This is a genomic window from Streptomyces sp. NPDC048290 (assembly GCF_040652095.1).
In the GTDB taxonomy this organism is placed as follows: domain Bacteria; phylum Actinomycetota; class Actinomycetes; order Streptomycetales; family Streptomycetaceae; genus Streptomyces.
In genome coordinates this window covers 180151-205733 of the sequence record NZ_JBEZLM010000006.1, presented here as the reverse complement: position 1 = coordinate 205733, position 25583 = coordinate 180151, and the positions used below count along the sequence as shown (strand labels likewise).

General features: G+C 70.3%; 23 protein-coding genes. 10 read left to right on the top strand and 13 right to left on the bottom strand.

Annotation, left to right across the window (positions count from 1 at the left end; all coding sequences use genetic code 11):
- Positions 1-115 precede the first annotated feature (115 nt).
- Entirely contained in the window at positions 116-556 is a 441-nt protein-coding gene (locus AB0D49_RS12460; RefSeq protein WP_362755152.1) for a DNA-binding protein, read from the top strand.
- 87 nt (positions 557-643) lie between these two features.
- Positions 644-1762, top strand: a complete 1119-nt coding sequence (serC, locus tag AB0D49_RS12455; RefSeq protein ID WP_362755149.1) for a phosphoserine transaminase — start codon at positions 644-646, stop codon at positions 1760-1762.
- Between the two features lie 212 nt (positions 1763-1974).
- Here serC and AB0D49_RS12450 read toward each other — a convergent pair whose 3' ends face one another.
- From AB0D49_RS12450 to AB0D49_RS12435, 4 genes are all read right to left on the bottom strand, one after another.
- Positions 1975-2154, bottom strand: a complete 180-nt coding sequence (locus tag AB0D49_RS12450) for a DUF397 domain-containing protein (RefSeq protein ID WP_362755146.1) — start codon at positions 2152-2154, stop codon at positions 1975-1977.
- Positions 2151-3020, bottom strand: coding sequence for a helix-turn-helix transcriptional regulator (locus tag AB0D49_RS12445; RefSeq protein WP_362755143.1), 870 nt, complete (start codon positions 3018-3020; stop codon positions 2151-2153). The genes AB0D49_RS12450 and AB0D49_RS12445 overlap by 4 nt, the downstream gene beginning before the upstream one ends.
- A gap of 168 nt (positions 3021-3188) precedes the next feature.
- Positions 3189-4037, bottom strand: a complete 849-nt coding sequence (locus AB0D49_RS12440) for an ABC transporter permease (protein ID WP_362755140.1) — start codon at positions 4035-4037, stop codon at positions 3189-3191.
- The gene (locus tag AB0D49_RS12435) at positions 4034-5038 is read right to left on the bottom strand and encodes an ATP-binding cassette domain-containing protein (protein ID WP_362755137.1); all 1005 of its coding nucleotides are present in this window, start codon (positions 5036-5038) and stop codon (positions 4034-4036) included. Before AB0D49_RS12435 ends, AB0D49_RS12440 begins: the two co-directional genes overlap by 4 nt.
- A 141-nt stretch (positions 5039-5179) precedes the next feature.
- On the opposite strand from AB0D49_RS12435, the gene AB0D49_RS12430 reads away from it, so the two are divergent.
- Positions 5180-6112, top strand: a complete 933-nt coding sequence (locus AB0D49_RS12430) for a TetR/AcrR family transcriptional regulator (RefSeq protein WP_362755134.1) — start codon at positions 5180-5182, stop codon at positions 6110-6112.
- Between the two features lie 32 nt (positions 6113-6144).
- Here AB0D49_RS12430 and AB0D49_RS12425 read toward each other — a convergent pair whose 3' ends face one another.
- Entirely contained in the window at positions 6145-7140 is a 996-nt protein-coding gene (locus tag AB0D49_RS12425) for a WD40 repeat domain-containing protein (RefSeq protein ID WP_362755131.1), read from the bottom strand.
- Positions 7141-7443: 303 nt separating this feature from the next.
- Between AB0D49_RS12425 and AB0D49_RS12420 the strand changes: the two genes are divergently transcribed.
- Positions 7444-8118 carry a GDSL-type esterase/lipase family protein gene (locus AB0D49_RS12420; protein WP_362755128.1) on the top strand — a complete coding sequence of 225 codons (675 nt, stop codon included), beginning with the start codon at positions 7444-7446 and terminating at the stop codon, positions 8116-8118.
- On the opposite strand, the gene AB0D49_RS12415 is transcribed toward AB0D49_RS12420, so the two are convergent.
- Complete coding sequence (locus AB0D49_RS12415; protein ID WP_362755125.1) at positions 8106-8867, bottom strand: aminoglycoside adenylyltransferase family protein; 762 nt, start codon at positions 8865-8867, stop codon at positions 8106-8108. The two genes, AB0D49_RS12420 and AB0D49_RS12415, sit on opposite strands and share 13 nt — an antisense overlap.
- 126 nt (positions 8868-8993) lie before the next feature.
- Here AB0D49_RS12415 and AB0D49_RS12410 point away from each other — a divergent pair, with 126 nt between their 5' ends.
- A complete protein-coding gene (locus AB0D49_RS12410; RefSeq protein ID WP_362755122.1) occupies positions 8994-9986 on the top strand; it encodes an aldo/keto reductase in 993 nt (330 codons plus the stop codon).
- A gap of 264 nt (positions 9987-10250) precedes the next feature.
- Here AB0D49_RS12410 and thpR read toward each other — a convergent pair whose 3' ends face one another.
- From thpR to AB0D49_RS12395, 3 genes are all read right to left on the bottom strand, one after another.
- On the bottom strand, positions 10251-10823 hold the full coding sequence (thpR, locus tag AB0D49_RS12405) for an RNA 2',3'-cyclic phosphodiesterase (protein WP_362755801.1): 573 nt from the start codon (positions 10821-10823) through the stop codon (positions 10251-10253).
- Positions 10824-10965: 142 nt separating this feature from the next.
- A complete protein-coding gene (locus AB0D49_RS12400) occupies positions 10966-12504 on the bottom strand; it encodes an MFS transporter (RefSeq protein ID WP_362755119.1) in 1539 nt (512 codons plus the stop codon).
- A gap of 147 nt (positions 12505-12651) precedes the next feature.
- Positions 12652-13086, bottom strand: coding sequence for a MarR family transcriptional regulator (locus AB0D49_RS12395; protein ID WP_362755116.1), 435 nt, complete (start codon positions 13084-13086; stop codon positions 12652-12654).
- A 145-nt stretch (positions 13087-13231) separates the two neighbouring features.
- Here AB0D49_RS12395 and AB0D49_RS12390 point away from each other — a divergent pair, with 145 nt between their 5' ends.
- Complete coding sequence (locus tag AB0D49_RS12390) at positions 13232-13414, top strand: ribbon-helix-helix protein, CopG family (RefSeq protein ID WP_362755798.1); 183 nt, start codon at positions 13232-13234, stop codon at positions 13412-13414.
- A gap of 22 nt (positions 13415-13436) precedes the next feature.
- Here the strand turns inward: AB0D49_RS12390 and AB0D49_RS12385 are convergent, their stop codons facing one another.
- Complete coding sequence (locus tag AB0D49_RS12385; protein ID WP_362755113.1) at positions 13437-14834, bottom strand: NCS2 family permease; 1398 nt, start codon at positions 14832-14834, stop codon at positions 13437-13439.
- Between the two features lie 137 nt (positions 14835-14971).
- Here AB0D49_RS12385 and AB0D49_RS12380 point away from each other — a divergent pair, with 137 nt between their 5' ends.
- Together AB0D49_RS12380 and AB0D49_RS12375 are read left to right on the top strand one after the other, a co-directional pair.
- The gene (locus AB0D49_RS12380; protein WP_362755110.1) at positions 14972-15235 is read left to right on the top strand and encodes a DUF2530 domain-containing protein; all 264 of its coding nucleotides are present in this window, start codon (positions 14972-14974) and stop codon (positions 15233-15235) included.
- 154 nt (positions 15236-15389) lie between these two features.
- Positions 15390-17786 carry a cation-translocating P-type ATPase gene (locus AB0D49_RS12375; protein WP_362755107.1) on the top strand — a complete coding sequence of 799 codons (2397 nt, stop codon included), beginning with the start codon at positions 15390-15392 and terminating at the stop codon, positions 17784-17786.
- A 58-nt stretch (positions 17787-17844) separates the two neighbouring features.
- Here the strand turns inward: AB0D49_RS12375 and AB0D49_RS12370 are convergent, their stop codons facing one another.
- The 3 genes from AB0D49_RS12370 to AB0D49_RS12360 form a co-directional block, all read right to left on the bottom strand.
- Positions 17845-18723, bottom strand: a complete 879-nt coding sequence (locus tag AB0D49_RS12370) for a hypothetical protein (protein ID WP_362755105.1) — start codon at positions 18721-18723, stop codon at positions 17845-17847.
- A gap of 160 nt (positions 18724-18883) precedes the next feature.
- On the bottom strand, positions 18884-20437 hold the full coding sequence (locus AB0D49_RS12365) for an FG-GAP-like repeat-containing protein (protein ID WP_362755102.1): 1554 nt from the start codon (positions 20435-20437) through the stop codon (positions 18884-18886).
- 136 nt (positions 20438-20573) lie between these two features.
- Positions 20574-21080, bottom strand: a complete 507-nt coding sequence (locus AB0D49_RS12360; protein ID WP_362755099.1) for a hypothetical protein — start codon at positions 21078-21080, stop codon at positions 20574-20576.
- A gap of 503 nt (positions 21081-21583) precedes the next feature.
- Between AB0D49_RS12360 and AB0D49_RS12355 the strand changes: the two genes are divergently transcribed.
- Positions 21584-25162: an ALF repeat-containing protein gene (locus AB0D49_RS12355; protein WP_362755096.1), complete on the top strand. Its 3579-nt coding sequence runs from the start codon at positions 21584-21586 to the stop codon at positions 25160-25162.
- 7 nt (positions 25163-25169) lie between these two features.
- Positions 25170-25562 (top strand): hypothetical protein, encoded by a 393-nt coding sequence (locus AB0D49_RS12350; RefSeq protein ID WP_362755093.1) that lies wholly within the window; start codon positions 25170-25172, stop codon positions 25560-25562.
- The last annotated feature ends 21 nt before the right edge of the window (positions 25563-25583 follow it).

Genomic DNA, 25583 nt, shown 5'->3' with positions numbered 1-25583 from the left:
TGTCCACAGGCACCCACCACTTGTCACACAAACAGAGATTGAACGACTCGTTCACCTCAGGTGATTCACAATAATTCATTGACATCGAAGCGCGCGGCGGCTCATCCTTGAGCCCATGAATCCCTCACCGCCCGAATCGCCCGAATCGCCCGACCCCTTCACCCCTCCCCACCCCGAACAGGCCCGCGCCCAGCGCGTCTACGCCTCCCTTCTCCGTATCAGCGAGCGTCACGCGGCCACCGACGCCCAGCGCCGACGCCAGACACACCCCTCCTTCCTCGGCCCGCACGAGGCAGTGCGACTCGTGTCGTTCCTGCTCAGCGGGGCGGCGCTGCGGGAGGAAGGGGAGCCGGAAGTGGACCAGGCGGACATCACCGCCGCGCTGAGCCTCGTCCCCCTGGTCCGGGGCGAGCTGGACGAGCTGGAGACCGGACTGCTCCAGATGGCCCGGGGACGGGGCATGACCTGGCAGGAGATCGCCTTCGGCCTGGGCCTCGGCACACCACAGGCGGCCCGGCAGCGCTACGAACGGCTGGCGAGCCGCACGGAGGTGTAGAGATCCACATATCCAGCCCCCGGTCGTTTCGTCTCATCCGACGGACATGGTTCGGCCCGGTTTCGCCCAGCCGATACCCTCGCGGTCGTGGCCGATATCCAGATTCCCGCTGACCTCAAGCCCGCCGACGGTCGATTCGGCGCTGGCCCCTCCAAGGTGCGTGTCGAGGCGCTGGACGCCCTCGCCGCCACCGGTACCTCTCTGCTCGGCACCTCCCACCGCCAGGCCCCGGTGAAGAACCTGGTCGGCAAGGTGCGCGACGGCGTCCGTGAGCTGTTCCAGCTGCCCGAGGGCTACGAGGTGATCCTCGGCAACGGCGGCTCCACGGCGTTCTGGGACATCGCGACACACGGCCTGATCGAGAACAAGTCGCAGCACCTCAGCTTCGGCGAGTTCAGCTCCAAGTTCGCGAAGGCGGCGAAGCTGGCGCCGTGGCTGGCGGACCCGGACATCATCGCCGCCGACCCCGGTACGCACCCCCAGGCGGTGGCGGCGCCCGGCGTCGACGTCTACGCCTTCACCCACAACGAGACCTCGACCGGTGTCGCCATGCCGATCGAGCGGGTCGCGGGCGCCGACGAGGGCGCGCTGGTGCTGGTGGACGCCACGTCCGGCGCGGGCGGTCTCCCGGTCGACATCGCCGAGACCGATGTCTACTACTTCGCCCCGCAGAAGTCCTTCGCCTCCGACGGCGGCCTGTGGATCGGCGTCTTCTCCCCCGCCGCGATCGAGCGCGCCGAGCGCGTCCACGCGTCCGGCCGCCACATCCCGGAGTTCTTCTCGCTGCCGACGGCGATCGACAACTCCCGCAAGAACCAGACGTACAACACCCCCGCCCTGTCCACCCTCTTCCTCCTCAACGAGCAGCTGGAGTGGATCAACGGCCAGGGCGGTCTGGACTGGGCGGTCCGGCGGACGGCCACCTCCGCGCGGACGCTGTACGGCTGGGCGGAGGACGTGAAGTTCGCCAGCCCGTTCGTCACCGACCCGGCCAAGCGCTCCCAGGTCATCGGCACGATCGACTTCACCGACGAGGTCGACGCCGCGGCCGTCGCCAAGGTGCTGCGCGCCCATGGCGTCGTCGACACCGAGCCCTACCGCAAGCTCGGCCGCAACCAGCTGCGCGTGGCGATGTTCCCGGCGATCGAGCCGTCGGACGTCGAGGCGCTCACCCGCTGCGTGGACTACGTCATCGAGCAGCTCTGACACCTCGGCACCACCTCGCACGAAGGGCGCCCGGCGATCCGACAACGGATCACCGGGCGCCCTTCGGCTTGCCCACGGCTGGACGGCTACCGGGGCTCGCGCGGCTCTCCGCCACCGTCCACGAACAGATCCCCGGCCCGGGTCACCGTCAGGGACCGGTCGAGCCAGACATCCAGTACGTCGAAAATGCCTCTGGCATATGCCAAACATGCCTACTCGAACTGCCCTAAAAACGCCCGCCAGCCGTCACGTGACACCGTGAGCCGTGGGCCGTCGGGGCGTTTGCTGTCGCGGACGGTGTGACCTTCGGACGCCGTGGGGGCCACCTCCACGCAGTTTCCCTGCTGTCCGGAGTACGACGACTTCCGGAAGGGCCCCACAACGTCCGTCACGATGAGTCTTCCTTGAGGGTCCGCACTATGGCCCGCAGGTACTTCGAGCTGGCGTCCGGCGTCAACGCCGCTGATCGTAGTAGGTCGAACGTATTGCCGTAAGCTGCGAGGTCTTCGGGCGCTTCGAGGACGGACGTGCCCCGGAGGTTCTCCATCGTGACCGCTTCGGCGGCCGGCTCGGTGTCGAAGCTGAACGACGAGAACGCCGAACTCGCCGCGGCGAGCGCCCCCGCGCTGAACGGCAGCACCTGCACCGTCACGTTCTTGCGCCGCCCGACCTCCAGGATCGCGGCCAGCTGCTCACGGTGGATCTCCACGCTGACCAGCGGATGCGCGATCACCGCCTCCCAGATGATCGCGGTGTACGACGCCCCGCCCTCGCCGATCTTCGCCTGCCGCCCCCTGCGCACCTTCACCAACTGGGCGATGACCTCGGGCGCCACATAGTCGGGCCCCGCCGAGATGACCGCCTCCGCGTACATCGGGGTCTGCAACAGCCCCGGCACCAGGACCGGTTGCCATTCGCGGATGTAAGTGGCGTCGTCCTCCAGCGCGATGTGGTCGACGTAGTCCGGCCGCAGATGGGCGGCGTGCTCCAGCCACCAGCCCCGGCTCTTGGAGTGCTTGGCCAACTCCTCCAGCTTGGAGCGCACTTCGGGGTCGTCGACACCGTACGCGTCGAGCAGCAGCCGGACCTCGATCACCCGGGCCGTGACATGCCCGCTCTCCAGACGGCTGACCCGGGCCTGACTCGCCGCGATGATCTCGGCGGCCTGCGGCTGGTCGAAACTGGCGGCATGACGGTACTGCCTGAGTGCCGTACCCAAACGCCGACTGCGCACGGTCGGCCGTCCACCTGCGGGCATGTGACCTCCCCTCTCCTGCGGTCACACTCCCACAGCGATCACAGGCCGTGAGCGCCCGTCACTCGATCGAGTGGACGAGTGAATGCATTCAGTGGAGAGGGTGCATTCGGGACATATTCACCCCGAATGCACCCCCTCCACCAGCCCTCCAGCCCCCTGTCCCCGCGCCTACCGGCTCAGTCGCTGGAACCTCCGGACCGCCAGCGGCAGGAAGACCGCCGTCAGGATCAGCGGCCACACGCCCGACATCAGCAGCGCGTGCTGTTCGATCCAGGAGTCACCGCCCCCGACCGGCGTTCCGAACAGGTCCCGGGTCGCGGCGGCCGTGGAGGAGATGGGGTTCCAGGCCGCCACCCAGCCCAGCCAGTCCGGCATCAGCTGCGGGGCCACGAAGATGCTGGAGATCATGGTGAGCGGGAAGGCCACGGCGAACAGACCGCCCGCCGCCTCCGGGTTCGGCACCAGCAGCCCCAGCCAGACCCCGACCCAGATCAGGGCGAAGCGCAGCCACAGCAGCAGACCGAAGGCCGCCAGGAAGCCCCAGCCGCCGTCCGGGCGCCAGCCCATCGCCATCGCGGTCAGCATCATGATGGCCAACTCGGCGCAGGCCACCAGCAGATCGGTCACGCCCCGGCCCGCGACCACCGCCGACGACGACATCGGCATCGAGCGGAACCGGTCGATGACCCCCTTGGTGGAGTCGTAGACCACGACCGTCGCCGTGTTGATGAAGCCGAAGGCCATGGTCATCACGAACATGCCGGGCATCAGGAAGTCCTTGTAGTCCCCGCCGCCCGGCACGGTCATCGCACTGCCGAAGACATAGCCGTAGAGGAGGACGGAGAGGATCGGGAAGCCCAGTTGCCAGGCGATGTTCACCGGCTGGCGCTGGTAGTAGGTCAGTCCGCGCCGGACGATGTTCCAGACGTCCGAGAACAGCCAGAACGTACTGCCGTGGGCGGGGGCGGTGGACAGGCCCGCGGGGCCGTCCGCCTTCAGGGTGTGCGCGGTGCTCATACGGCAGCGGCCTCCTTGTCCTTCACCTTCGGCGACTTCGTCTTCTCCGGCTCCGCGCGTTGCGCCCGGTGGCCCGTCAGGCGCAGGAACACATCGTCCAGGCTCGGCCTGCGCAGGCCGATGTCCTCGACGCGGACGCCCTCGTCCTGGAGGACCCGGGCGACCTCGGTGAGCGCCGCCACCCGGTCGGTCACCGGGGCGTGCACCCGCAACTCCGACGCGTCGGACTCCGGTTCGCCGTCCGCGACCCGGGCGACCACCTTCACCGTCCGCGCCAGGTCCGCGCGCTCGGCGAGGACCACCTCCACCCGGTCGCCGCCGATCAGGTTCTTCAGTCCGTCCGGGGTGTCGTCGGCGATGGCCCGGCCCTGGTCGATGACGGTGATCCGGGAGGCCAGCTTGTCGGCCTCCTCCAGATACTGGGTGGTCAGCAGGACCGTCGTACCGCTCGCGACCAGGGCGCGTACCGACTCCCACACCTCGCCGCGGCTGCGCGGGTCGAGGCCGGTCGTCGGCTCGTCGAGGAAGAGGACGGCCGGGGCGAGGATCATCGAGGCCGCCAGGTCCAGACGGCGGCGCATCCCGCCGCTGTAGCCACCGGCGCCCTTGTCGGCGGCCTCCGTCAGATCGAACTGCTCCAGCAGTTCCACCGCGCGGCTCTTCGCGCGGCGCCCGCCGAGATGGAACAGCCGGCCGAACATCTCCAGGTTCTGCCGACCGGTGAGGACCTCGTCCACCGCCGCGTACTGACCGGTCAGGCCGATCCGGGCGCGGACCTCGCGCGGCCTGGCCGCCACATCGAGCCCGGCGACCGTGGCCCGTCCACCGTCCAGGGTGACCAGCGTGGACAGGATGCGTACGGCGGTGGTCTTCCCGGCGCCGTTCGGCCCGAGGAGTCCGTGCACGGTGCCCTCGCGGACGGCGAGATCGAATCCGTCCAGCGCCCGCTTCTCGCCGTACCGCTTCTCCAGGCCCTCGGCCCGTACCGCGAAACCGTCCATGTGCCTTCCCCCTCCATCGGGTCCCGGTCGCGTCCCGTCCCGTCCTGGCGACCGGCTAACCGGGTACAGCGTACCCGATTGCGCGTACGCCGTACTCAATTTAATTTCCGGCCTCCCCACCAGCCCTTTAAAGTGGACGCCATGACGAGCGGCGAGAATGCCGACGCCGGTGGCCGCGGCCCCGGCGTGAGGGGTCCCAAGGGGTCCGGCACCGCGGAGGCCAGCGGCGCGGGGGACATCGTGCGCACCCTGGAGCTGCTGTGGGACACCGGCCGCCGCCCCAGCCGCGGCCCCAAGCCCGGTCTGACGCTGGAGCGGATCATCGAGGCCGCCGTCGGCGTCGCCGACACGGAGGGGCTGGAGGCGCTCTCCATGCGCCGGGTCGCCGCGGAGCTGGGCACCGGCGCGATGTCGCTGTACCGGTACGTCCCCGGCAAGGCCGAACTGCTCGATCTGATGCTGGACCGCGTCCAGCGCCCCTCCGCGAACCCCGCCGACCTGGGCGACGGCGGCTGGCGCTCCGCGCTGGAGGCGATGGGCCGCGCCACCCTCACCCTCTACAGCCGCCACCCCTGGCTGCTGCACGTCAACCAGTCCCGGCCGATCCTCGGCCCGAGCGCGCTGGACGGCATGGAGAAGGTGCTCTCCCGTATCCGTCCGATGGGGCTGCCCGACCGTGAGCTGGTCTCGGTGATCATCCTGGTCGACAGCTATGTCGTCGGTGCCGCGCGCACCCGGGTGCATGAGGCGGAGCGGGAGCGGCGGACGGGGCTGACCGACATCGAGTTCTGGGAGGCGCAGGTCCCGATCCTGACGGAGGTCATGGCCTCAGGGCGTTTCCCGCTCATCGCCGCGCTGGACGAGGACACCTGGGGCTCGGACTTCGACCACTTCGAGTTCGGCCTCCAGCGCATCCTGGACGGTCTGGAGGTGGAGGTGGCCCGGCGAGCGCAGGACACCTCCCGGCAAGCACCCGACGCCTCCCGGGGAGCACCCGACGCCTCCCGGGGAGCGCAGGACACCTCCCGGCGGACACCGCACCCCGGTTCCGCCGACGCCCCGCCGGGGAAGTGAGCCTCCCTCCGGAGAACCCCGCCTACCCCTGCCTACCCCCGCCGCCGCCTGCGCCGCGCCCCCAGCACCAGCATCGCCACCACCGCCGCGCCCAGCGCGCCCGCCCCCACGGTCAGGTTGCGCGTGTCGCCGTCACCCGCACCGCCGCCGCCCGAGCCGCTCGACCCGGAGTCCTGCGCACCCGCCGCCGCGCCGCCGCCGGGCGGGTCGCCGGGCAGCACCTGGCTCCCCTCGCCCTCCGCCCCGTACATCAGCCGGCCTCCGTCGGCGGTGTAGGTGACGGACTCGCCCTGGACGAACCCGGTCGGCACGCTCAGCCGCCCCAGCCGCTTGAGCTTCCCGCCGTTCCAGTCGTAGGCGACGGCCCCGAAGTAGCTGCGGACGACGAGCCGGCGGGCGTCCGGGGAGAGGGCGGCGTCGGTGGCCTCCAGGTCGGGGACGGCGGCGATGGACGTGAACACGTTCATGCCGGACGGCGACAGCTCGGCCGGTCCCTCGTAGAGATGCCCGCCCGCGCTGTTCTTGTCCACGATGTAGACGCGGCCGGTCTCCGGGTGCACGACCAGCGACTCGGCGTCCCGGGCGCCGTCCTGGTACTGGACGTCGTACTGCGTGGCCCGGACGGTCTGGTCGGTGAGCTGCTTCGGCTCGGGGAGCCGGTAGATCCAGACGTGGTCCCAGGTGCCGCCGAGGTTGTCGCCGATGTCCCCGACATAGATCTGGTCGTCGGGGCCGATCGAGATCGCCTCGACATCCCGGGGGGTGCCGACGCCGGTCAGGGTCACGGTGGCGACCGTGTCGCCGGTCGCGCTGTCGACGGCGTAGAGGAAGGCGCCGTCGTCGCTGTCGTTGTGGGTCCAGTAGATCCCGGGGTGCTGGCGGGACGCGGCGAGACCGCTGGACTCGGTGATTCTGGGGTCCTTGATCGTGAACCCCTCGTCGCCGTCGGCGGCGGACGCGGGCGGCGCGAAGGACAGCAGCCCGCCGGTGAGCACGGCGGCGGCGAGGGGGACCAGGGATCGGCGCATGTCCCAAGACTGCCATCCCGTACGTCCGTTCCGGCCCGCACACCCGTTCGCGCCGGTGCGTGGCGCCCGGCGCGCGGATGCCCGCGCGGGACGACGATCCGCGGCCCGGCCCCTTCACGACCCCCGACACGAGACCCTCGACACCGGCCCGCCCGCCGAACCGGACCCGCGACACCGGGCCCGCCCTCCGAACCAGACCCTCGACACCGGGCCCGCCCTCCGAACCGGACCCCCGCCACCTGCCCGCCCGCCGAATCAGACCCCCGGAGCACACCGCTCCCCCCGATCGTCCATCATGAGCGGATGCTCAGGTTGATGCCGGTAGGCGACTCGATGACCATCGGCAGTGCGGGGGAGCACACCTGGCGCTACCGCCTGTGGCGGCATCTGTGCGCCACCTACGGTGGGCCGTTCACCCTGGTGGGCCCGAGGGACGCGCTCTACGACAAGACCGCCGAGGAGCCCGTGTCGTACGCCTATGCCGAGCCGGACTTCCCGCGCGGGCATCTCGCGGGCTGGGGCGAGGGCTGGCAGCACATGGCGCCGGTGATCGGGGACGCGGCGCGCAGGGCGAAGGCCGATGTGCTGCTGGTCGCCCTCGGCCTGATCGACCTGGGCTTCTACACGGACGCCGGGCAGACCGCCGAGAACGTACGGGCGTTCGTCGCCGGGGCGCGACGGACCCGGCCGGGCGTACGGATGGTGATGCTGCCGGTGATACCGAACATCCGGGCCGCCGCCGACGACCACTTCGCCGCCGAGGTGACCACCTTCAACGAACTCCTCGCGAAGGCCGTGGCCGACCTGGACGAGCCCCGCTCCCCGCTGCTGCTGGCCTCGCCGCCCCCCACGTACGACCTGCACACCGACACCTACGACGGCACGCACCCCAACACCACCGGGGAGCACAAGATCGCGGCGGCCTTCGCGGACGCCCTGCACCAGGGCTGGGACCTGGGCGGCCCCTACGCCCCCTGACCCGCGCACCGCCCGATCTCCGCCACCAGCGCCTCCGCGCACCCGGCCACCCCGTCCGGCGCGGCGCCGGTGTCCTCCCCCAGATATCCCCGCCGTGCCCACTCCAGCACGGCCTGGTGTTCCACCGGGACCCGCTCGCGGGCCCACTCGGCCGCCGCGTCCTTCGTCCGGATCGCCCCGGTGGCGAGGGTGGTCCAGATCCGGGCGAGGGTCAGCAGCACGTTCCGGGTGTCCGTGTCCAGCTCGGCCAGCAGCTCCGGCACCCCGGCGACGATCGCCCGCCGCAGATCGGCGTGCGGTACGACGGGCAGCAGCTCGCGTGCCGACGGCCCGTACAGCGGGGTGTCGCCGTCCCGGGCCATGGTGATCAGCGGCGCGAGATCGGGCATGACCTCGGGTCCGGGCACGTATCCCCGCTGGTACGCGTCCCGCAGCCACTCCCCGTACAGGAACGCGCTGCGCGGCGGGTACCGCCACGGCGTGATCTCCGCCCGCACCACCACGATCACCTCGACCGGCCGGGCGTCCCCGCCCGACACCGTCATCAACTCCCCCACGAGCCCCCGCCGCTCCTCCTCCGTCGGCTCCCGCTCCACCACCACCAGCACATCCACATCACTGTGCGCCCGCAGCCCGCCGGACACGGCGGACCCGTGCAGATAGAGGGCGAGGACGTTGTCCCCGAGACACCGGCGGAGGAGGGCGGCGAGGACACGGGGGGCGGTGGGGGCGGTGGGGTTCGATGCCATGCCGGGCACTATGCGGCCCGCCGGAGACACCTGTCCAAGCCTTTCCGCCCGTCGACGGTGTGACCGGATCATGCCCCGTCCGAGCCCACTTGCCTGGAGTCCACTCGAAGCCGTTGGCTGTGGACCATGGAGTACACGCAGCTCGGACGCACGGGACTCAAGGTCAGCCGACTCGTCCTCGGCACGATGAACTTCGGTCCGCAGACGGACGAACCCGACAGCCACGCCATCATGGACGCGGCGCTGGACGCGGGCATCAACCTCTTCGACACCGCGAACGTCTACGGCTGGGGCGAGAACAAGGGCCGTACCGAGACGATCATCGGCAACTGGTTCGCCAAGGGCGGCGACCGCCGGGACAAGGTCGTCCTCGCCACCAAGGTGTACGGGAACATGGCCCCCGACGGCGACCCCTGGCCCAACCACGACAAGCTCTCCGCGAAGAACATCCGCCGGGCCGTCGACGCCTCCCTGAAGCGGCTCCAGACGGACCACATCGATCTCTACCAGTTCCACCACATCGACCGGGCCACGTCGTTCGAGGAGATCTGGCAGGCCGTCGACGTCCTGATCCAGCAGGGCAAGATCCTCTACGTCGGTTCCAGCAACTTCCCCGGCTACAAGATCGCCCAGGCCAACGAGATCGCCCAGCGGCGCGGCGGCACCATCGGGCTGGTCAGCGAGCAGTGCCTCTACAACCTCGCCGAGCGGCGCGCCGAGATGGAGGTCATCCCGGCCGCCCAGGACTACGGCCTCGGGGTCATCCCCTGGTCCCCGCTGCACGGCGGGCTCCTCGGCGGCGTGATCAAGAAGCAGGTCCAGGGCGGACGCCGGGCGTCCGGCCGCGCTGCCGACGCGCTGAACGACCCGACGGTCCGCGCCCGTGTCCAGTCCTACGAGGATCTCCTCGACCAGCATGGCCTGGAACCCGGCGAGACCGCGCTCGCCTGGCTGCTCACCCGCCCCGGCGTCACCGGCCCGATCGTCGGCCCGCGGACCACGGAGCAGTTGGAGTCGGCGCTGCGAGCGACCGAACTGAACCTGTCGGACGACGTCCTCAAGGGCCTGGACGACATCTTCCCGGGTCCGGGCCCGAGCCCGGAGGCGTTCGCCTGGTAGGGGTTCGCCTGGCAGAGGGGGGAGGGGCCATCGCCCTTTAGGGGCGCTGGGGGTACCCCCTCTGGGGGTGGGGGTGCCCCCTCTGGGGGAGAACTGCGCGATCAGCCCCCACCGACGCGCACCCGGCACACAAGCGCCACCACCCCCCACCGCCCCCGCGTCCCCCTACCCCCCCACCGCAGAGGCCACGGCGATCACCACGAACAAAAGAACAAGCGCACCGGCCATGATCCGGTTCCGGGTCTTCGGGTCCACGCCCCGAGCCTAACCGCCACCCCCGAGCACCCAGCGCCCGGCCACCTCGTACCGCGGTCGCTCGCCCGGCACTCCGGAGACCGGCGGGTTGCTGCGCACCAGCGCCAGGTCGGTGACCGTCCACCGCGGACCAGCGAACCGGTCCAGCGCCTCCAGATACGGCCCGGCGTCCAGTTCGGTGCGGGCGCGGGCCAGCGTCAGGTGGGGCCGGTAGCGGCGGTGCTCACCGGTGCCCGCGCCCGCCCGGCGCCCGGCCGCCTCCGCGCGGTCCGCGAGCCGCCGCAGCTCCGCGAGGTCCCCGTCCGCCCCGGCCCACAGGGCGCGGCCGTGCCCGAACTGCCCGCCGCCCCGCACGGCCAGCGCGAACGGCGCCGTACGTCCCGCCGCCCGCGCCAGCCGTGCGGACAGGTCGGGGACGACATCGTCCGCCACCTCCCCGTAGAACGCGAGGGTGAAGTGCCATCCGGTCGGCTCCGTCCAGCGCAGCGCCTCCGCGCCGGGGAGGCCGCGCAGGGCGGTCACCTCGGCGGCGAGTGCGGCGACGACGGGTTCGGGCGGCAGGACGGCGGCGAAGAGTCTCATGCCTGTCATGTCTCTCATGGTCATGGACGCCGTGCCGCCGTCGGGCGCGATCAGCAGAGATGGCGGGATCAGCAGAGATGGCGGGATCAGCGGAGATGGCGGGGCCAGCGGAGATGGCGGGACCAGTCGAACTGAGGTCCGATCACCGCCGGGCCGCGCCCACGACCGCCTCCCCCGCGGATTCCCGCTCCCGCTCCTCCCCGCTCACCTGTCTGGGGACGAACCGCAGGCGCGGGCGCCCCGCGTCCCAGCGCATGGACAGCCGCAGTCCGCCGGTCCGGGCGAGGACGACACCGATGACCGTGGCGGCGAGCGCGGCGACCGCGCCACCGGCCGCGAGGCCGACCCGGGCGCCGTAGGTGTCGGTGATCCAGCCGACGAGCGGGGCGCCGACCGGGGACCCGCCGAGGAAGACCATCATGTAGAGGGCGAGCACCCGGCCCCGCATGGCGGGGTCCGTGGCCAGCTGGATGCCGGTGTTGGCGGTGACGTTCACCGTCATGCCGAAGAGCCCGATGGGGATCATCAGCAGGGCGAACATCCACAGCGACGGCGTCACCGCGGCGACCATCTCCAGCGCCCCGAACAGCAGCGCGGCGGCGCTCAGCACCCGCATGGTGGCGGTGCCCCGGCGGGCGGCGAGCAGCGCGCCGGTGACCGATCCGACGGCCATCAGGGTGTTGAAGAGGCTGTAGGTGCCCGCTCCCGCGTGGAAGACATCGGCGACGAAGGCGGACAGGTACACCGGGAAGTTGAAGGAGAACGTGCCGATGAACCCGACCAGCACGATCGGCCAGATCAGCTCGGGCCGCCCGGCGACATAGCGCAGCCCCTCGCGCAGTTGTCCCTTGCCGCGCGGGGCGCGTTCGACGGCGTGCAGCTCGCGCGGGCGCATCAGCAGCAGTCCGGCGATGGGGGCGAGGAAGGACAGCCCGTTGAAGAGGAACGCCCAGCCGGTGCCGACTCCGGTGATCAGGAGACCGGCGACGGCGGGGCCGACCATACGGGCGGACTGGAAGTTCGCGGAGTTCAGACTGACCGCGTTCTGGAGCTGGTCGGGGCCGACCATCTCGGAGACGAAGGACTGCCGGGCGGGGTTGTCGACCACGGCGGCGAGACCGACCGTGAAGGCGGCGAGATAGACGTGCCAGACCTCGACCCGTCCGGTGAGGGTCAGCACGGCCAGCGCGATCCCGGCGAGCCCCATGGCGGACTGGGTGAAGAGAAGCGTGCGGCGCTTGGGGAGCCGGTCGACCAGGACTCCCCCGTACAGCCCGAAGAGCAGCATCGGCAGGAACTGGAGGGCGGTGGTGACACCGACGGCGGTGGCGGAGCCGGTGAGGCTGAGCACCAGCCAGTCCTGGGCGATGCGCTGCATCCAGGTGCCGGTGTTGGAGACGACCTGGCCCAGGAAGAAGAGCCGGTAGTTGCGGACCTTGAGGGACGCGAACATGGCGGAGGACCGGCGCTTGGAGCGGGGGTCCTCACGGGGGGCGCGGGTGTCGACGTCGGTATCGGCGCTGGTGTCAGTGTCTTTATCGGCGCTGGTGTCGGCGTCGGTACCGGGATCGGTGCTGGGATCGGTGCTGGGATCGGTACTGGGATCGGTACTGGTGTCGTTACGGATGTCGGTGTCGGATGCCGGTGCGGGTGCGGAAGGTATTCCGGGTCCCGTACTCAAACGGGTTCGCCTCCTTGGGGCGGGGTCGGGCTGGGGACGGGGTCGGGCGGCGTTCTCTCCCGGGTGGGGCGGCGTTTCTCCAGGGTGGACGGCGTCGGCAAGGGCCTGCTCACCGCCCGGCAGGGCCACGGCAGGCGCGGACGCGGCCTACAGATGCGCGAGCTTCTCCAGCACGGGCGCGGCGGCGCGCAGCTTCGCCCACTCGTCCTCGTCGAGTCCCTCGGCGAGGGTGGCGAGGAAGGCGTTGCGTTTGGTGCGGCTCTCCTCGAGCATCGCCTCGGCCTGCTCGGTCGGGGTGACCACCTTCTGTCTGCGGTCCTCGGGGTGGGGCTCCAGCCGGACCAGTCGCTTGGCCTCCAGCAGCGCCACGATGCGGGTCATCGACGGCGGCTGGACATGCTCCTTGCGGGCCAGCTCACCGGGGGTGGCGGTGCCGCAGCGGGCCAGGGTGCCCAGGACCGACATCTCGGTGGGGCTCAGTGACTCGTCGACCCGCTGGTGCTTGAGCCGACGGGACAGTCGCATCACGGCCGAGCGCAGGGAGTTCACGGCGGCGTCGTCGCCAGGGGTGAGGTCCGACATGTCTTTAGGGTAACTCATTACTCTCGCTAAATACCACTCGTGGCGCATCGCCCCCGAAACCCGAAGTCACCCGAACGAGTGAGGCGGCTGCGGAAAGTGAGGCGTCGGGCCCCCGACTGCGGTGACCCTCATGTCCATGGGGACCATGGGGACCAGCGTGCTCAGCCTGCGGATAGACAGGGAGCTGCTCGACCGGCTCCGGTGTCACGCGGCGAAAAGCGGAATGAGCGTCCAGGAGTACGTGATCCGGACGCTCATTCGGGACGACTTCGACCAGCGCTTCAGCGCGGCGGTCGAGGAGACGGAGAAGTTCTACGGGGTGCCGTGAGCGCCCCGGGGGGCGAGGACGGTTACGTCAGCCCCAGCGCCGGCATCAGGTAGTAGAAGCCGAACACCGCCGCCACGACGTACATCGCCACCGGGATCTCCTTGCCCCGGCCGGCCGCGAGCCGCAGGACGACGAAGGTGAGGAAGCCCATGCCGATGCCGTTGGTGATCGAGTAGGTGAACGGCATCATCACCATCGTCACGAAGGCGGGTATGGCGAGGGTGTAGTCGGTCCAGTCGATCTCCTTGATCGAACCGGCCAGGATCAGGAAGCCGACCGCGACCAGCGCGGGGGTGGCCGCCTGGGAGGGGACCATGGTGGCGACCGGGGTGAGGAACAGCGCGACGGCGAACAGCGCGCCGGTGACCAGGTTGGCGAAGCCGGTGCGCGCGCCCTCGCCGACCCCGGCGGTCGACTCCACGAAGCAGGTGGTGGCGGAGGAGGAGCTGGCGCCGCCCGCGGCGACCGCGATGCCGTCGACGAAGAGCACCTTGTTGATGCCGGGCATCTGGCCCTCGCCGTCGGTGAGCTTGGCCTCGTCGCTGACGCCCATGATCGTGCCCATGGCGTCGAAGAAACAGGACAGCAGCACGGTGAAGACGAAGAGGATGCCGGTCAGCACACCGACCTTGGCGAAGCCGCCGAACAGGCTGACCTCGCCGAGCAGCCCGAAGTCGGGGGTGGCGACCGGGTTGCCGGGCCACTTCGGGGTGGTGAGCCCCCAGGACGGAATGTCGGCGATGGCCTCGATGATCACGGCGACGACGGTCATGGCGACGATGGAGATCAGGATCGCCCCGGCGACCTTGCGCACGATCAGCGCGAGGGTCAGCAGCACACCGAGCACGAAGACCAGCACCGGCCAGCCGTCGAGATGGCCGTCGGCACCGAGCTGGAGCGGCACGGTGGTGTGGGCGGCGTCCGGGATACGGGACACGAAACCGGCGTCCACCAGCCCGATCAGCATGATGAACAGGCCGATCCCGATGGCGATGGCCTTGCGCAGCGAGTAGGGCACGGCGGCCATCACCCGCTCGCGCAGCCCGGTGGCGACCAGCAGCATCACCACGAAACCGGCCAGCACCACCATGCCCATGGCGTCCGGCCAGGACATCCGGGGGGCGAGCTGGAGCGCGACCACGGAGTTGACCCCAAGACCGGCGGCGAGGGCGATCGGCACATTGCCGATGACACCCATCAGCAAGGTGGTGAACGCCGCCGTCAGCGCGGTGGCGGTGACCAGCTGGCCGTTGTCGAGCTGGTGGCCGTACATGTCCTTCGCGCTGCCGAGGATGATCGGGTTCAGCACGATGATGTACGCCATCGCGAAGAAGGTGGCGAAGCCGCCGCGGATCTCGCGGGGCAGGGAGCTGCCCCGCTCGGAGATCTTGAAGTAGCGGTCGAGAGCCGAGCTGGGCATCGTTTAGAGGTTCCTACGAAGATAAGTGGCCAGTAAGAAACGGTTTCAGTATGAACATATGAGGCGGGAAGAAGCTATCTCCGCGCGTAGATGGGCGTGGGGACGGGGCGCGGGGAGAGGGCTCGTAAGCTGGTGCCATGGCGAAGTGGACACCGAAGCACGAGGCGCCGGAGCCCCTGGAGGGCCCCGTGGTCGGCACCATCACGGGCGGCACGATCCTCTGGTTCGTCCTCTTCCTGGCACAGCTGCCGTTCTACGGCTGGTTCGACGACCACGGCCACACCTGGTGGATCTGGACATGCCTGGCAGGCGCGGCCCTGGGCTTGATCGGCATCTGGTACGTCCGCAAACGAGACACAGCGATCAAGAGGGCAGCTACTACGGCATCCCCCGGGGCGTAGAGGGCCTCTAGGGGCGCGGGGAACTGCGCGAGCAACCACGACGCTCCCGCACCCGTACAACCACGGCACGACCCCCGTCCTCCCCGTCCTCCCGTAGTCGGATCTTCACCACCCCGGCGGGAAAACGCCCCCTTCCCCCCGTACCGTCGGAGACATGACGCACACCGACGCGGGAGCGGACCTCGACCCCAAGCACCATCTCCCCGCGCCCCCGGGCGACCCCCACGGCCTCACCTCCGCCCAAGTAGCGGAACGCATCACGCTGGGACAGGTCAACGACGTCCCCGTACGCAGCAGCCGCTCGCTCGCCGACATCGTCCGTGCGAACGTGTTCACCCGGTTCAACGCGATCATCGGTGTGCTCTGGGTGATCATGCTGTTCGTCGCGCCCATCCAGGACAGCCTGTTCGGGTTCGTGATCCTCGCCAACACCGGGATCGGGATCATCCAGGAGTGGCGGGCGAAGAAGACGCTGGACTCGCTCGCCCTGATCGGCGAGGTCCGCCCGACGGTCCGCCGGGACGGGGTCGCGGCGGAGATCGCCACGTCCGAGATCGTCCTGGACGACGTCATCGAGTGCGGCCCCGGCGACAAGGTGGCCGTGGACGGCGTGTGCGTCGAGGCGGACGGACTGGAGATCGACGAGTCGCTGCTGACCGGCGAGGCCGACCCGGTCGTGAAACAGCCCGGCGACGAGGTGCTGTCGGGCAGCTTCGTGGTGGCCGGCGGCGGGGCGTTCCGGGCGACGAAGGTGGGCCGGGAGGCGTACGCGGCGCAGCTCGCCGAGGAGGCGTCCCGGTTCACGCTGGTCCACTCCGAGCTGCGGTCCGGGATCTCCACGATCCTCAAGTACGTGACATGGATGATGATCCCGACCGCGATCGGGCTGATCATCAGCCAGCTGGTGGTGAAGGAGAACGCGTTCAAGGACTCGGTGGCGCGCACGGTCGGCGGGATCGTGCCGATGGTCCCCGAGGGCCTGGTGCTGCTGACGTCGGTGGCCTTCGCGATCGGGGTGATCCGGCTGGGCCGCAAGCAGTGCCTGGTGCAGGAGCTTCCGGCGATCGAGGGTCTCGCCCGGGTCGACACGGTCTGTCTGGACAAGACGGGCACGCTCACCGAGGGCGGCATGGACGTCACGGAGCTGCGCCCGCTGGACGGGGCGGACGAGACGTATGTACGCCGGGTGCTGGGCGCGCTCGGGGAGTCGGACCCGCGGCCGAACGCGTCCCTCCAGGCGATCATCGACGCCTACCCGGAGCGCGGGGACTGGCGCCGCACGGACGCGCTGCCCTTCTCCTCGGCCCGGAAGTACAGCGGGGCGTCCTTCGACGAGGGCGGCGGGGAGTCGAGCGCGTGGCTGCTGGGCGCGCCGGACGTGCTGCTGCGCCCGCAGGACCCGGCGCTCGCGGAGACCGAGCGGCTCAATGAGCAGGGCCTGCGGGTACTGCTGCTGGCGCGGGCGGAGCGGGAGCTGGACGACCCGGAGGTGGCGGCGGAGGTGGAGCCGGTCGCGCTGGTGGTGCTGGAGCAGCGCCTGCGGCCCGACGCGGCGGACACGCTCCGCTACTTCGCCGAGCAGGATGTACGCGCCAAGGTGATCTCCGGGGACAACGCGGTCTCGGTGGGCGCGGTCGCGGGCAAGCTGGGGCTGACCGGCGGTGTGGTGGACGCCCGGCGGCTGCCCGCCGAGCGGGAGGAGATGGCGGGGGCGCTGGACGAGGGCACGGTGTTCGGCCGGGTCACCCCGCAGCAGAAGCGGGACATGGTGGGCGCGCTCCAGTCCCGTGGGCACACGGTCGCGATGACCGGCGACGGGGTGAACGACGTGCTGGCGCTGAAGGACGCCGATATCGGTGTCGCGATGGGGTCGGGGTCGGAGGCGACCCGGGCGGTGGCGCAGATCGTGCTGCTCAACAACAGTTTCGCGACGCTGCCTTCGGTGGTGGCGGAGGGCCGCCGGGTCATCGGCAACATCACGCGGGTGGCGACGCTGTTCCTGGTGAAGACGGTGTACTCGGTGCTGCTGGCGATCCTGGTGGTCTGCTGGCAGGTGGAGTACCCCTTCCTCCCCCGTCACCTCACCCTGCTGTCCACCCTGACGATCGGCATCCCGGCGTTCTTCCTGGCGCTGGCGCCGAACAAGGAGCGGGCGAAACCGCACTTCGTGCGCCGGGTGATGCGGTACTCGATCCCGGGCGGTGTCCTGGCGGCGCTGGCCACCTTCACCACGTATCTGATCGCCCGCCACCACTACACCGGCCCGGACTCCCTCGCCGCCGAGACCAGTGCCGCGACGCTGACGCTGTTCCTGATCGCGATGTGGGTGCTGGCGATCATCGCCCGTCCGTACACCTGGTGGCGGATCGTGCTGGTCGCCACGATGGGCGCGGCGTTCGTGGTCGTCCTGGTGGTCCCCTGGCTCCAGGACTTCTTCGCGCTGAAGCTGGTCGGTACGACGATGCCGTGGATCGCGGTGGGGGTCGCCGCGGGGGCGGCGGTGGTCATGGAGTTCCTGTGGCGCTGGGTGGACCACCGGTTCCCCGCGTAAAAGGAAAGGGCGTGGGACCCCCGACAGGGACTCCCACGCCCTGGACGCGCTATGGCATCTACCGCACGTCGATGTAGTCACCGGCGGCGTTGACGGCCGGGGTGGCGGTGTTCCCGGCGTAGCTGTACCGGAAGTAGCCGTCCTGGGACGCCTTGACCGTGGTCTTCAGCTCGCCCTTGCTGTTGGTCTTGATGGTCTTGACGGTGGTGTAGCTGGTGGCGTTCTTCTTACGGAACTGGAGCTTCACCGACTGGCTGGAGTACCCGGCGTACTTGCCGGTCTCCCAGTTGGCCCGCGACAGCTTCCCGGTGACGGTGATGGTCTTGCCCTTCTTCACCGGCTCGGGGGTGGCGTTGACGGTGAGGGTGGAGTTGCGCTGGACCAGGGTGGTGCCCAGCGAGCCCTGGTCGGCGAAGTCCCCAGAGCCGCCGAAGTCCCAGGCCATGGCCGCGCCGCGCCAGGTGCCCGCGTCCACGTTGCGCAGTTCCTCGGACGGGTAGATGTCGATCTTGCCCTTGCAGTCGGCGGTGGTCGCCGACGTGACCGTGCAGGTGGCGGAGTCATCGCCGAAGAGCCAGAGCGTCGACGTCTCGAAGGCGCCCCGGTAGAGGTACGGGAAGGTGTCGAAGTCCGGGGAGGTGACGTCGATGCCCGCGGCGTGCGTGAGCTTGTAGGTGACCGTGGTGGAGGTCTTGGTGGCGGTCCCGACCTTGATCGCCTTGGCTATCTTGAAGTTCGAGAAGGAGACGTCCAGTTCGCCTTCAGCGGCGGCGCGGTACGAGCTCTTCGCCGAGTTCTCCGCGTGGGCGGCCCGCAGGAGCTGCTCCGCGGAGGTGCCGTGAGACGTGCTGGAACCGTCGGCCTGCGCGGCCGGGACGGCGAGACCGGACAGGGCCAGGGCGCCGATGACGACGCCGAGGGTGACCCGCTTGCGCATGTGCTTCCCCCAAGGAAGACAGGGCCCGCACGGTCGCGCTGCACGAGGCGCGCGGTCTCGCGCGGGGCCCAGACGATCAAAGAGTCTGTTGACTCGTTTGATCAGATGCACCACAAGCATCAAAGGTTGTGCACTTTCATGAAGAATCTGTGCGCAACGCTCACACGGCAGGCCACATCTTCTTGCCCAGCCCGATGCCACCGCTCCCGTTGCCCGGGTGCAAGAACAGTTCTCCGCTGCGTTGCAGGGCGACCAGGTCGGCGTTTCCGTCGCCGTTGAAGTCGCCGCCCACGACCGTGCGGGCGCTGGACAGCCTCAGGGGGGCGGGCGGCAGGGACCACATCTCGCGGGCCTTGTCGAATGTCCCGTCGGCCTTGGCCGGGAAGAGCAGCGGGTTTCCGGGGCGGTCCACGGCGAGAATGTCGTCGCGGCCGTCACCGTTGTAGTCGGCGGTGGCGATGTGGTCGTACGTCCAGGTCTTGTCCGGCCACATCGACTTCTTCTGATTGACCAGGTTGCCGTTCGCGTCCCGCTTGTAGCTGTACAGGGAGCCGTCCGGCCACTGGAAGAGGAGGGTGTCCTGGCCCGGGGTGCCCGTGCGCAGCCGGGCAACGGGCAGACCGTCCTTCCAGGTGGCATCCGTCCAGAGGAGTCGCGTGGACCATGGCGTGCCCGGCAGGACGAGTGGCCGGGTCTCCAGCAGAACCCTCCCCGTGTTGTCCGCCGTGACGATCTCAAGGCCCGGCTCGGTGGTGAAGTCCCCCGCCACCATCTCCTTGTATGTCGTCCGGCCGAGCCCCCGCAGGCTGGACCCGAACTCCACCATGCCGTCGGAGCGGCCGTGGAAGACGGCTGCCGTGCCGGTCGTCTGGAGGACGGCGAGGTCCGTGATCCCGTCGTTGTTGAAGTCGGCGGCCGTCATCGCGTCGGTGAGGTGCTCCTTGCGGATCGTCAGCCGCACCTGCTCCACCCAGCCCGCGACATCGTCCACGCGGGCGGCGACCGCCCCGGTGCGGGTCTCGACGGAGTTGAAGCAGCCGCCGCCCCAGGACGCGGAGACCACGCCGACGACCCTGCCGCTCGCGTTCAGCACCGGACCGCCCGCGTCTCCCTTGCACAGGGCACCGTTGGCGGTGGGCGAGAGGGCGAGGGTGGCGGGGTTCACCAGATCGACCCCGAAGGAGCCGATGTGGGCGCGCTCCGGAACCCATTCCACCGCGGTGCGGCCGTAGCCGAGGGCCTTGAGCTGGTCGGCCACGGCAGGGGTCGTCCGGCTGACGACGGCGGCGGCCGTGTCGGGGAACGGGCCGTCCAGCGGGTCGGTGGTCGTGGTGGTGTCGTCGAGCCGGGCCATGACCAGGTCACGGCCCGGGTACGGCACGATCTCCCGGACCAGGGTCTTCGCGTCGGTGGCCGGGGCGGGCTCCTTGCCGTCGAGGGTCACCCGGGTGGGAAAGGGCGGCGCGCCCCGGGTGAGGGCCGGCGCCTGCTGGGGATCGGCGGCGAAGCAGCTCGCGGCGGTGAGCACCCACTGTGTGTCGACCAGGGTTCCGGAGCAGCTGCGCTCCTTGTCCGTACCCGCGTCGATATGGAGTTTGACCACATATTCGTGGGTGCCTGCCGGAATCTGTTCACCGCCGACGGACTGGGCCGGGGCCGCCGCCAGCAGGCCGGTGGTCAGCCCGGCCGTCGCGAGCCCGGAGGCCCACGCCATGCGCGTTCTGCGGAGACGGACGTCGTTCACGAGTGCCTCGCATCAGGTCTGTCTCTTCGGGACGGGGCCGTGAAGAGCGCGGAGGGGAGGGAGAGGGTGTGCTGCCGGGTTCGTGTATCAACCCGCGCTCGGCGGATCAGCCGGTGACACGGAGTTCCACCAGCGTCGCGTGGGCGCCTCCGGGGACGCCTTCGCCTACGGACTTGAACGTGTCCTTCGGGACAGCGACCGACGTGGTCTGGCCGCCGGTGGTCAGGTCCGCCTGGATGCCGCGGCCGGCGGTGTCGATGCCGAACACGCGTGGCAGCTCCAGCGTGAGCCAGCCGTTCGCCCGCTGCGTCGTGAAGCAGTAGGAGTCCCGGCGCCCGACGGAATCGTCCCTGATCGTCATGATCTCCAACTGGTCGGCGGCCCGATCGCAGTCGGTGAGCAGAATTCCCCCATCACCCCGCTTCAGCTTGATGCCCTGCTCGGCAAGTATTCGACCGGCATCGGGATAGTTGTAGTCCTCGACCGCCACAGGTGGCGCGGAATCAGCCTGAGATTGCCGTGGATTCTCTGCGGAGGCAATGGAGACACCAGCCATCGTGACACCGGTCAAGACTATTGCCGAAACAATAATGGCGCGGAAATGAAAAGACACCGAAGAACCCCTTCCGGCGCAGGACATCGCCCTCACGACACCCTCACCAGGATGCGATGAAAAGCAGACAGTTAAGCGGCGTGAACCAGCCAGGCTTACCCCATACCACCTGCTCAGACAGCTGCCAAGACGGCAGCGGAACCCCCTCACCCCCGTGCAATTCGCGTTCGACGGCACTCCCGACTGGTCAGGCCGGGGAGTCTTCACACGCAAAGCCGATGAACAGCGTATGCAAATGAGCACACTCCGTCAACACCAAATCCGCACGCACCATCGAGAACGCCGAGAACACCGAGAACGTCGGGCAATTTACTCACAAAGATCCCCGATCAACCGAAATGACTGATCCCGAATAATCATCCGGCACCCCGGAAATGCATGGCTAGGCTCACCCGTCGGACATTCAGCGACGGCTTATTCGAGGAGCCGTCACCTATTACCGGGACAGGTGCTCAGTGATACGAAGAACCGACCATTTCGAGAGAGCTGGAAAAGCACGGCATGTGCTGCGCAGAACGGCGCTGGCGCTGCTGCCGCTGGCCCTGGCCGGGGGCTTACTGGGCGGAGCCCCGGCCCTGGCCGCGGGCCCGCCGGACACCGGCGTCAGGGTCGCGGCCGGGACGAGTGTGTCCGTGGCCGACCGGGGCCGGGTCGTCGATCTGTGGAAGGACGGCGGACCCGGGGTCAAGGCCGCCGCCGAGGCGGCGCTGACCGGCAGCGACGCGGACGTCACCAGCTTCCTGGCCGCGGCGGACGTCCTGGCGTCCCAGGACGAGCGGGTGACCGCCGCGCAGCTCGCCTCCGTCGGGGGACCGGAGTTGCTGGCGGCGGCGCGCAGCGCGCTCTCGGGCAGCCGCGAGGATCTCCAGTCGTTCGTCAGCTGGGGCTGGGAAGCCCCGATGCGGCAGGACAACCGGGTCCGGGTGGCCCAGATCATCGACGCTTCCGGACCCAATGTGCAGGCCGCCGGGCGGGCCGCGCTGAGCGGCAGCCCGGAGGACGTACGGAAGTTCCTCCTTGAGGGCCAGTACGTCCAGCGGGAGCAGGACGAGCGGGTGCAGCTCGTCCAGATCATCAGCGTCGGCGGCACCAACGTGCGTGCGGCCGGGCGCATCGCGCTGGGCGGCGGAGCGGCCGACATCCGGGAGTTCCTGGAGGTCGGCCAGTTCGTCGCCCGTGACAAGGACCAGGAACACGCCACCGTCGCCGAGTTGGCCGAGCAGGCGAAGGAGGCCGGGCGGCAGGCCGCCGCGCAGACCGAGGCCGCCAAGCTGGAGTCGGCGAAGGCGGTGAAGGCGTCCGAGCTGGCCAAGGAGGCGGCGAAGGAAGCCGAAGCACAGGCCAAGGCCGCCCAGAACGACACCAAGAAGGCGGCGCAGGCCGCCCAGCGCGCCGCCACCGCGGCATCGCAGGCCGCCGCCTCCGCACAGCGGGCGATCGATGCGGCGAGCGCCGCCAACAACTCCGCCAGGATCGCGGCCAACGCCGCCGCCCAGGCAGCCGCCGCCGCGGCCGGTGCCTCCCAGTCCGCCTCCCGCGCGCGCAACGCAGCCGCCGACGCGGCCGTGGACGCCGGTAACGCGGCTGCCGCGCGGGCCGCCGCCGAGGATGCCGACAAGGCCGCGAAGGGCGCCGACCTGGCCGCCGACGCCGCCGACCTGGCGGCCAAGGCGGCCGACGCGGCAGGGGACGCCGCCCGCTCGGCGGCCAGCGCGGGCGTCAACGCCGACACGGCGGCCAGCGCGGCGATCGAGGCGGGCAACTACGCCGGGCAGTCCAGCTCCGCCGCCGCCGAGGCCCGCGCCGCCGCCGAGACCGCCAAGCGGCACGCGGCCGAGGCCAACCGGGCCGCGTCGGCCTCCGAGAGCCTGGCCCGCAAGGCGGCCACGGCGGCCAGGGAGGCCCGGGACGCCGCACGGTCGGCGGCCACCCATGCGCGCAACGCGGGTATCGCCGCCAGGGAAGCAGCCGACCAGGCCGGACAGGCGGCCCATGCCGCCACCCGGTCGACGGCCCACGCCAACGCGGCCACCACCGCCGCGAACGCCGCCTCCGCCGCCGTGGTCAAGGCCCAGCAGATCTATCTGCTCGCCCGTGAGATCGAGGCCGAGGAACTGCGGGTGCGCACCAACGAGGGCATCGAGCGCGCCCGGGACGACCGGATCGCGCACGACGCGCGCACCGCCGTACGGGCCCGGCAGGAGAAGGCCGCCGCGGACCGGGAAGCCGAACGGGACCGGCTGGTGGCGGCTGCCGCCGCACCCGGCGCCGACCTGGCCGCCATCGCCGACCAGGGCCGCGATCTGGCCGTCCTGGTGATGAAGAACAGCACGGCATGGGGCCGTGCGGCGGCCGAAGCCGCACTGGGCGGCCCCGACGAGGTCGTCATCGACTATCTGCGCAACGGCTGGCGGACCGCCAAGGAGCAGGACGACCGTTCCTATGTCGGGCGTCTGGCGGAGGAGAGTCCGGAGCAACCGGTGCGCGCCGCCGCCGAGACCGCCCTCGCGGGCGGCGCCGCGACCGTCACCGAGTTCGTCCGGACGGGCCAGTACCAGGTCGGCTCCCAGGGGATGCGGGTCGCCATCGCCCAGGTCGTCGCGGTCGCGGGCCCGGTCGTCGCGGATGCCGGACGTACGGCTCTGAACAGCGGGGACCCGAAGAAATACAGCGAGTTCCTGCTGACCACCCAGCACGTCGCCCGCACCCAGGACGAGCGGGTCACGGCCGCCCAGCTGATCGACAGCGGCACGCCCGAGGTGAAGTCGGCGGCACGGGTCGCCCTGGAGGGCTCGCCGCAGGCGCTGCACGCGTTCGTGGTCTCCGGCCAGTACCAGGCCAAGCGCAAGGACCTGCTCACCGCGACGCATGTGGCGCAGGTCCAGAAGCTGATCGCGGACGCGGCGAAGGTCGCGGCGACCGCCCAGCAGAACGCGGCGACAGCGCAGAAGGTCGCCGCCACGGCCCGCAAGGCCGCCACGGAGGCCGCCGACTGGGCCAAGAAGGCCGCGGCGTCGGCCACCAAGGCGCAGGACCACGCCAAGGAGGCCGACCAGCACGCCAAGAACGCCGAGGCGTCCGCCGCGCAGGCCGCGGCGTCGGCCAGGACGGCCCGGGACGCGGCGAACCGCGCGGACGTGTCGGCTTCCCGCGCGGCCAGGTCGGCGGCCGACGCCACGCTCTCGGCGGAGTCGGCCCAGGCGTCCGCGGCCACCGCCGCCTACCACTCCGAGGAGGCCCGCAGATCGGCGGTCGCGGCGGGCAAGGACGCCGAGGCCGCGCTCGCGGCGGCCCTCTCCGCCTTCACCACCGCGGTCACCAAGTACCGCGAGGAGGAAGAGGTCCGGCGCAAGGCGGCGGTCGAGGCCAAGGAGAAGGCCACCGGACCCGACGCCGCCGAGATGTACCGCTGTCAGCAGGGCTACATCCCGTGCGACCCCGAGGGCTTCGCCCGCTGGTGCCAGCACCAGGAGGTCATGTGCGACATCCTCGCCAACGGCAAGGAGTTCGGCGACGCGATGGAATCCCTGTGGGAGATCGAGAAGGATCTCCTGGGCATCAGCGCGTTCGAGAAGTGCCTCCAGAACAAGAACCTGGACAGCTGCAAGGGCCTGGCCGTCGACGCCCTGCTCGGCGCGAAGATCAAGGCACTCGACCGGGTGTACGACGAGCTGAAGCTGCTGGAACGGGGCTGCAAGGTCGCCGGCAAGGCGTCACCGACGACGGCGGTCCGGGTGGGCTTCACCACCCGTCAGGTCGCTGCGGCGGGCGAGGTGCCGTGTGGGGAGCACCGGGTTCCGGGGCTGCCACGGTCGGTGGACCAGATCCAGAATTCCGGGGGCTGCGACGTGTGCGCCGAGAAGATCAGGAAGAGTCTCGGAGGCGGCAAAATCGTCAGGATCAAGCCGAAGGACCAAAAGGAGCTTCCGCGATACCGGGGAGTGGAGCCGTACTGGTTCTGGCACGAGGTGGTGGTCTACAACGACCGGGTCTACGACGCCTGGACCGGACGGGGCGGAGAGACCATCGCCGAGTACAAGGCCCAGTGGGCCAAGCACGAGTTCATCGAATTCGGTTTCTAGGGGACGAGTGAGCGACAAGCAGATCATCGGGACGATCCACGAAGATCCCGAATCGTATGGGCTGAACGGGACCTACTACGCCACAGTCATGTTCCTCACGGGGCTCGATCGCGGCAGGTCGGGTGAGCTGTTGCGGGGGTTCAACGAGTGGCTGGTCGTCCGTAGGGACGAGTGCAACAAGTTCTACTGGGCCAGGCTCGTCCTGCTCGACCTGTTCCCCGACATCCCCTTCGGGGACTGGAAGGAGCCGGACCATCTGACCCCCGAGCAGAACCGGGAGGCCGTGGTCCAGCTCTGCTCGCTCCTCCTGGAGTTCCTGGAGGAGCGGGACAAGCCGGGAGAGCTGGAGCTGGTATTCGAGCGGTTCGAGGCGCTCCACGGCTCGCACAGCTCGCCCTGACCCCGAGGTCGGCCCCACCGG

Excerpts from the sequence above, each read along its gene's own strand:
- AB0D49_RS12375 (WP_362755107.1), top strand. The coding sequence starts at position 15,390 with ATGACGCACACCGACGCGGGAGCGGACCTCGACCCCAAGCACCATCTC.
- AB0D49_RS12380 (WP_362755110.1), top strand. The coding sequence starts at position 14,972 with ATGGCGAAGTGGACACCGAAGCACGAGGCGCCGGAGCCCCTGGAGGGC.
- AB0D49_RS12410 (WP_362755122.1), top strand. The coding sequence starts at position 8,994 with ATGGAGTACACGCAGCTCGGACGCACGGGACTCAAGGTCAGCCGACTC.
- AB0D49_RS12370 (WP_362755105.1), bottom strand. The coding sequence starts at position 18,723 with ATGCGCAAGCGGGTCACCCTCGGCGTCGTCATCGGCGCCCTGGCCCTG.
- AB0D49_RS12440 (WP_362755140.1), bottom strand. The coding sequence starts at position 4,037 with ATGAGCACCGCGCACACCCTGAAGGCGGACGGCCCCGCGGGCCTGTCC.
- AB0D49_RS12425 (WP_362755131.1), bottom strand. The coding sequence starts at position 7,140 with ATGCGCCGATCCCTGGTCCCCCTCGCCGCCGCCGTGCTCACCGGCGGG.
- AB0D49_RS12415 (WP_362755125.1), bottom strand. The coding sequence starts at position 8,867 with ATGGCATCGAACCCCACCGCCCCCACCGCCCCCCGTGTCCTCGCCGCC.
- AB0D49_RS12445 (WP_362755143.1), bottom strand. The coding sequence starts at position 3,020 with ATGCCCGCAGGTGGACGGCCGACCGTGCGCAGTCGGCGTTTGGGTACG.
- AB0D49_RS12420 (WP_362755128.1), top strand. The coding sequence starts at position 7,444 with ATGCTCAGGTTGATGCCGGTAGGCGACTCGATGACCATCGGCAGTGCG.
- AB0D49_RS12395 (WP_362755116.1), bottom strand. The coding sequence starts at position 13,086 with ATGTCGGACCTCACCCCTGGCGACGACGCCGCCGTGAACTCCCTGCGC.
- AB0D49_RS12430 (WP_362755134.1), top strand. The coding sequence starts at position 5,180 with ATGACGAGCGGCGAGAATGCCGACGCCGGTGGCCGCGGCCCCGGCGTG.
- thpR (WP_362755801.1), bottom strand. The coding sequence starts at position 10,823 with ATGAGACTCTTCGCCGCCGTCCTGCCGCCCGAACCCGTCGTCGCCGCA.
- AB0D49_RS12435 (WP_362755137.1), bottom strand. The coding sequence starts at position 5,038 with ATGGACGGTTTCGCGGTACGGGCCGAGGGCCTGGAGAAGCGGTACGGC.
- AB0D49_RS12365 (WP_362755102.1), bottom strand. The coding sequence starts at position 20,437 with ATGGCGTGGGCCTCCGGGCTCGCGACGGCCGGGCTGACCACCGGCCTG.
- AB0D49_RS12390 (WP_362755798.1), top strand. The coding sequence starts at position 13,232 with ATGGGGACCAGCGTGCTCAGCCTGCGGATAGACAGGGAGCTGCTCGAC.
- AB0D49_RS12460 (WP_362755152.1), top strand. The coding sequence starts at position 116 with ATGAATCCCTCACCGCCCGAATCGCCCGAATCGCCCGACCCCTTCACC.
- AB0D49_RS12385 (WP_362755113.1), bottom strand. The coding sequence starts at position 14,834 with ATGCCCAGCTCGGCTCTCGACCGCTACTTCAAGATCTCCGAGCGGGGC.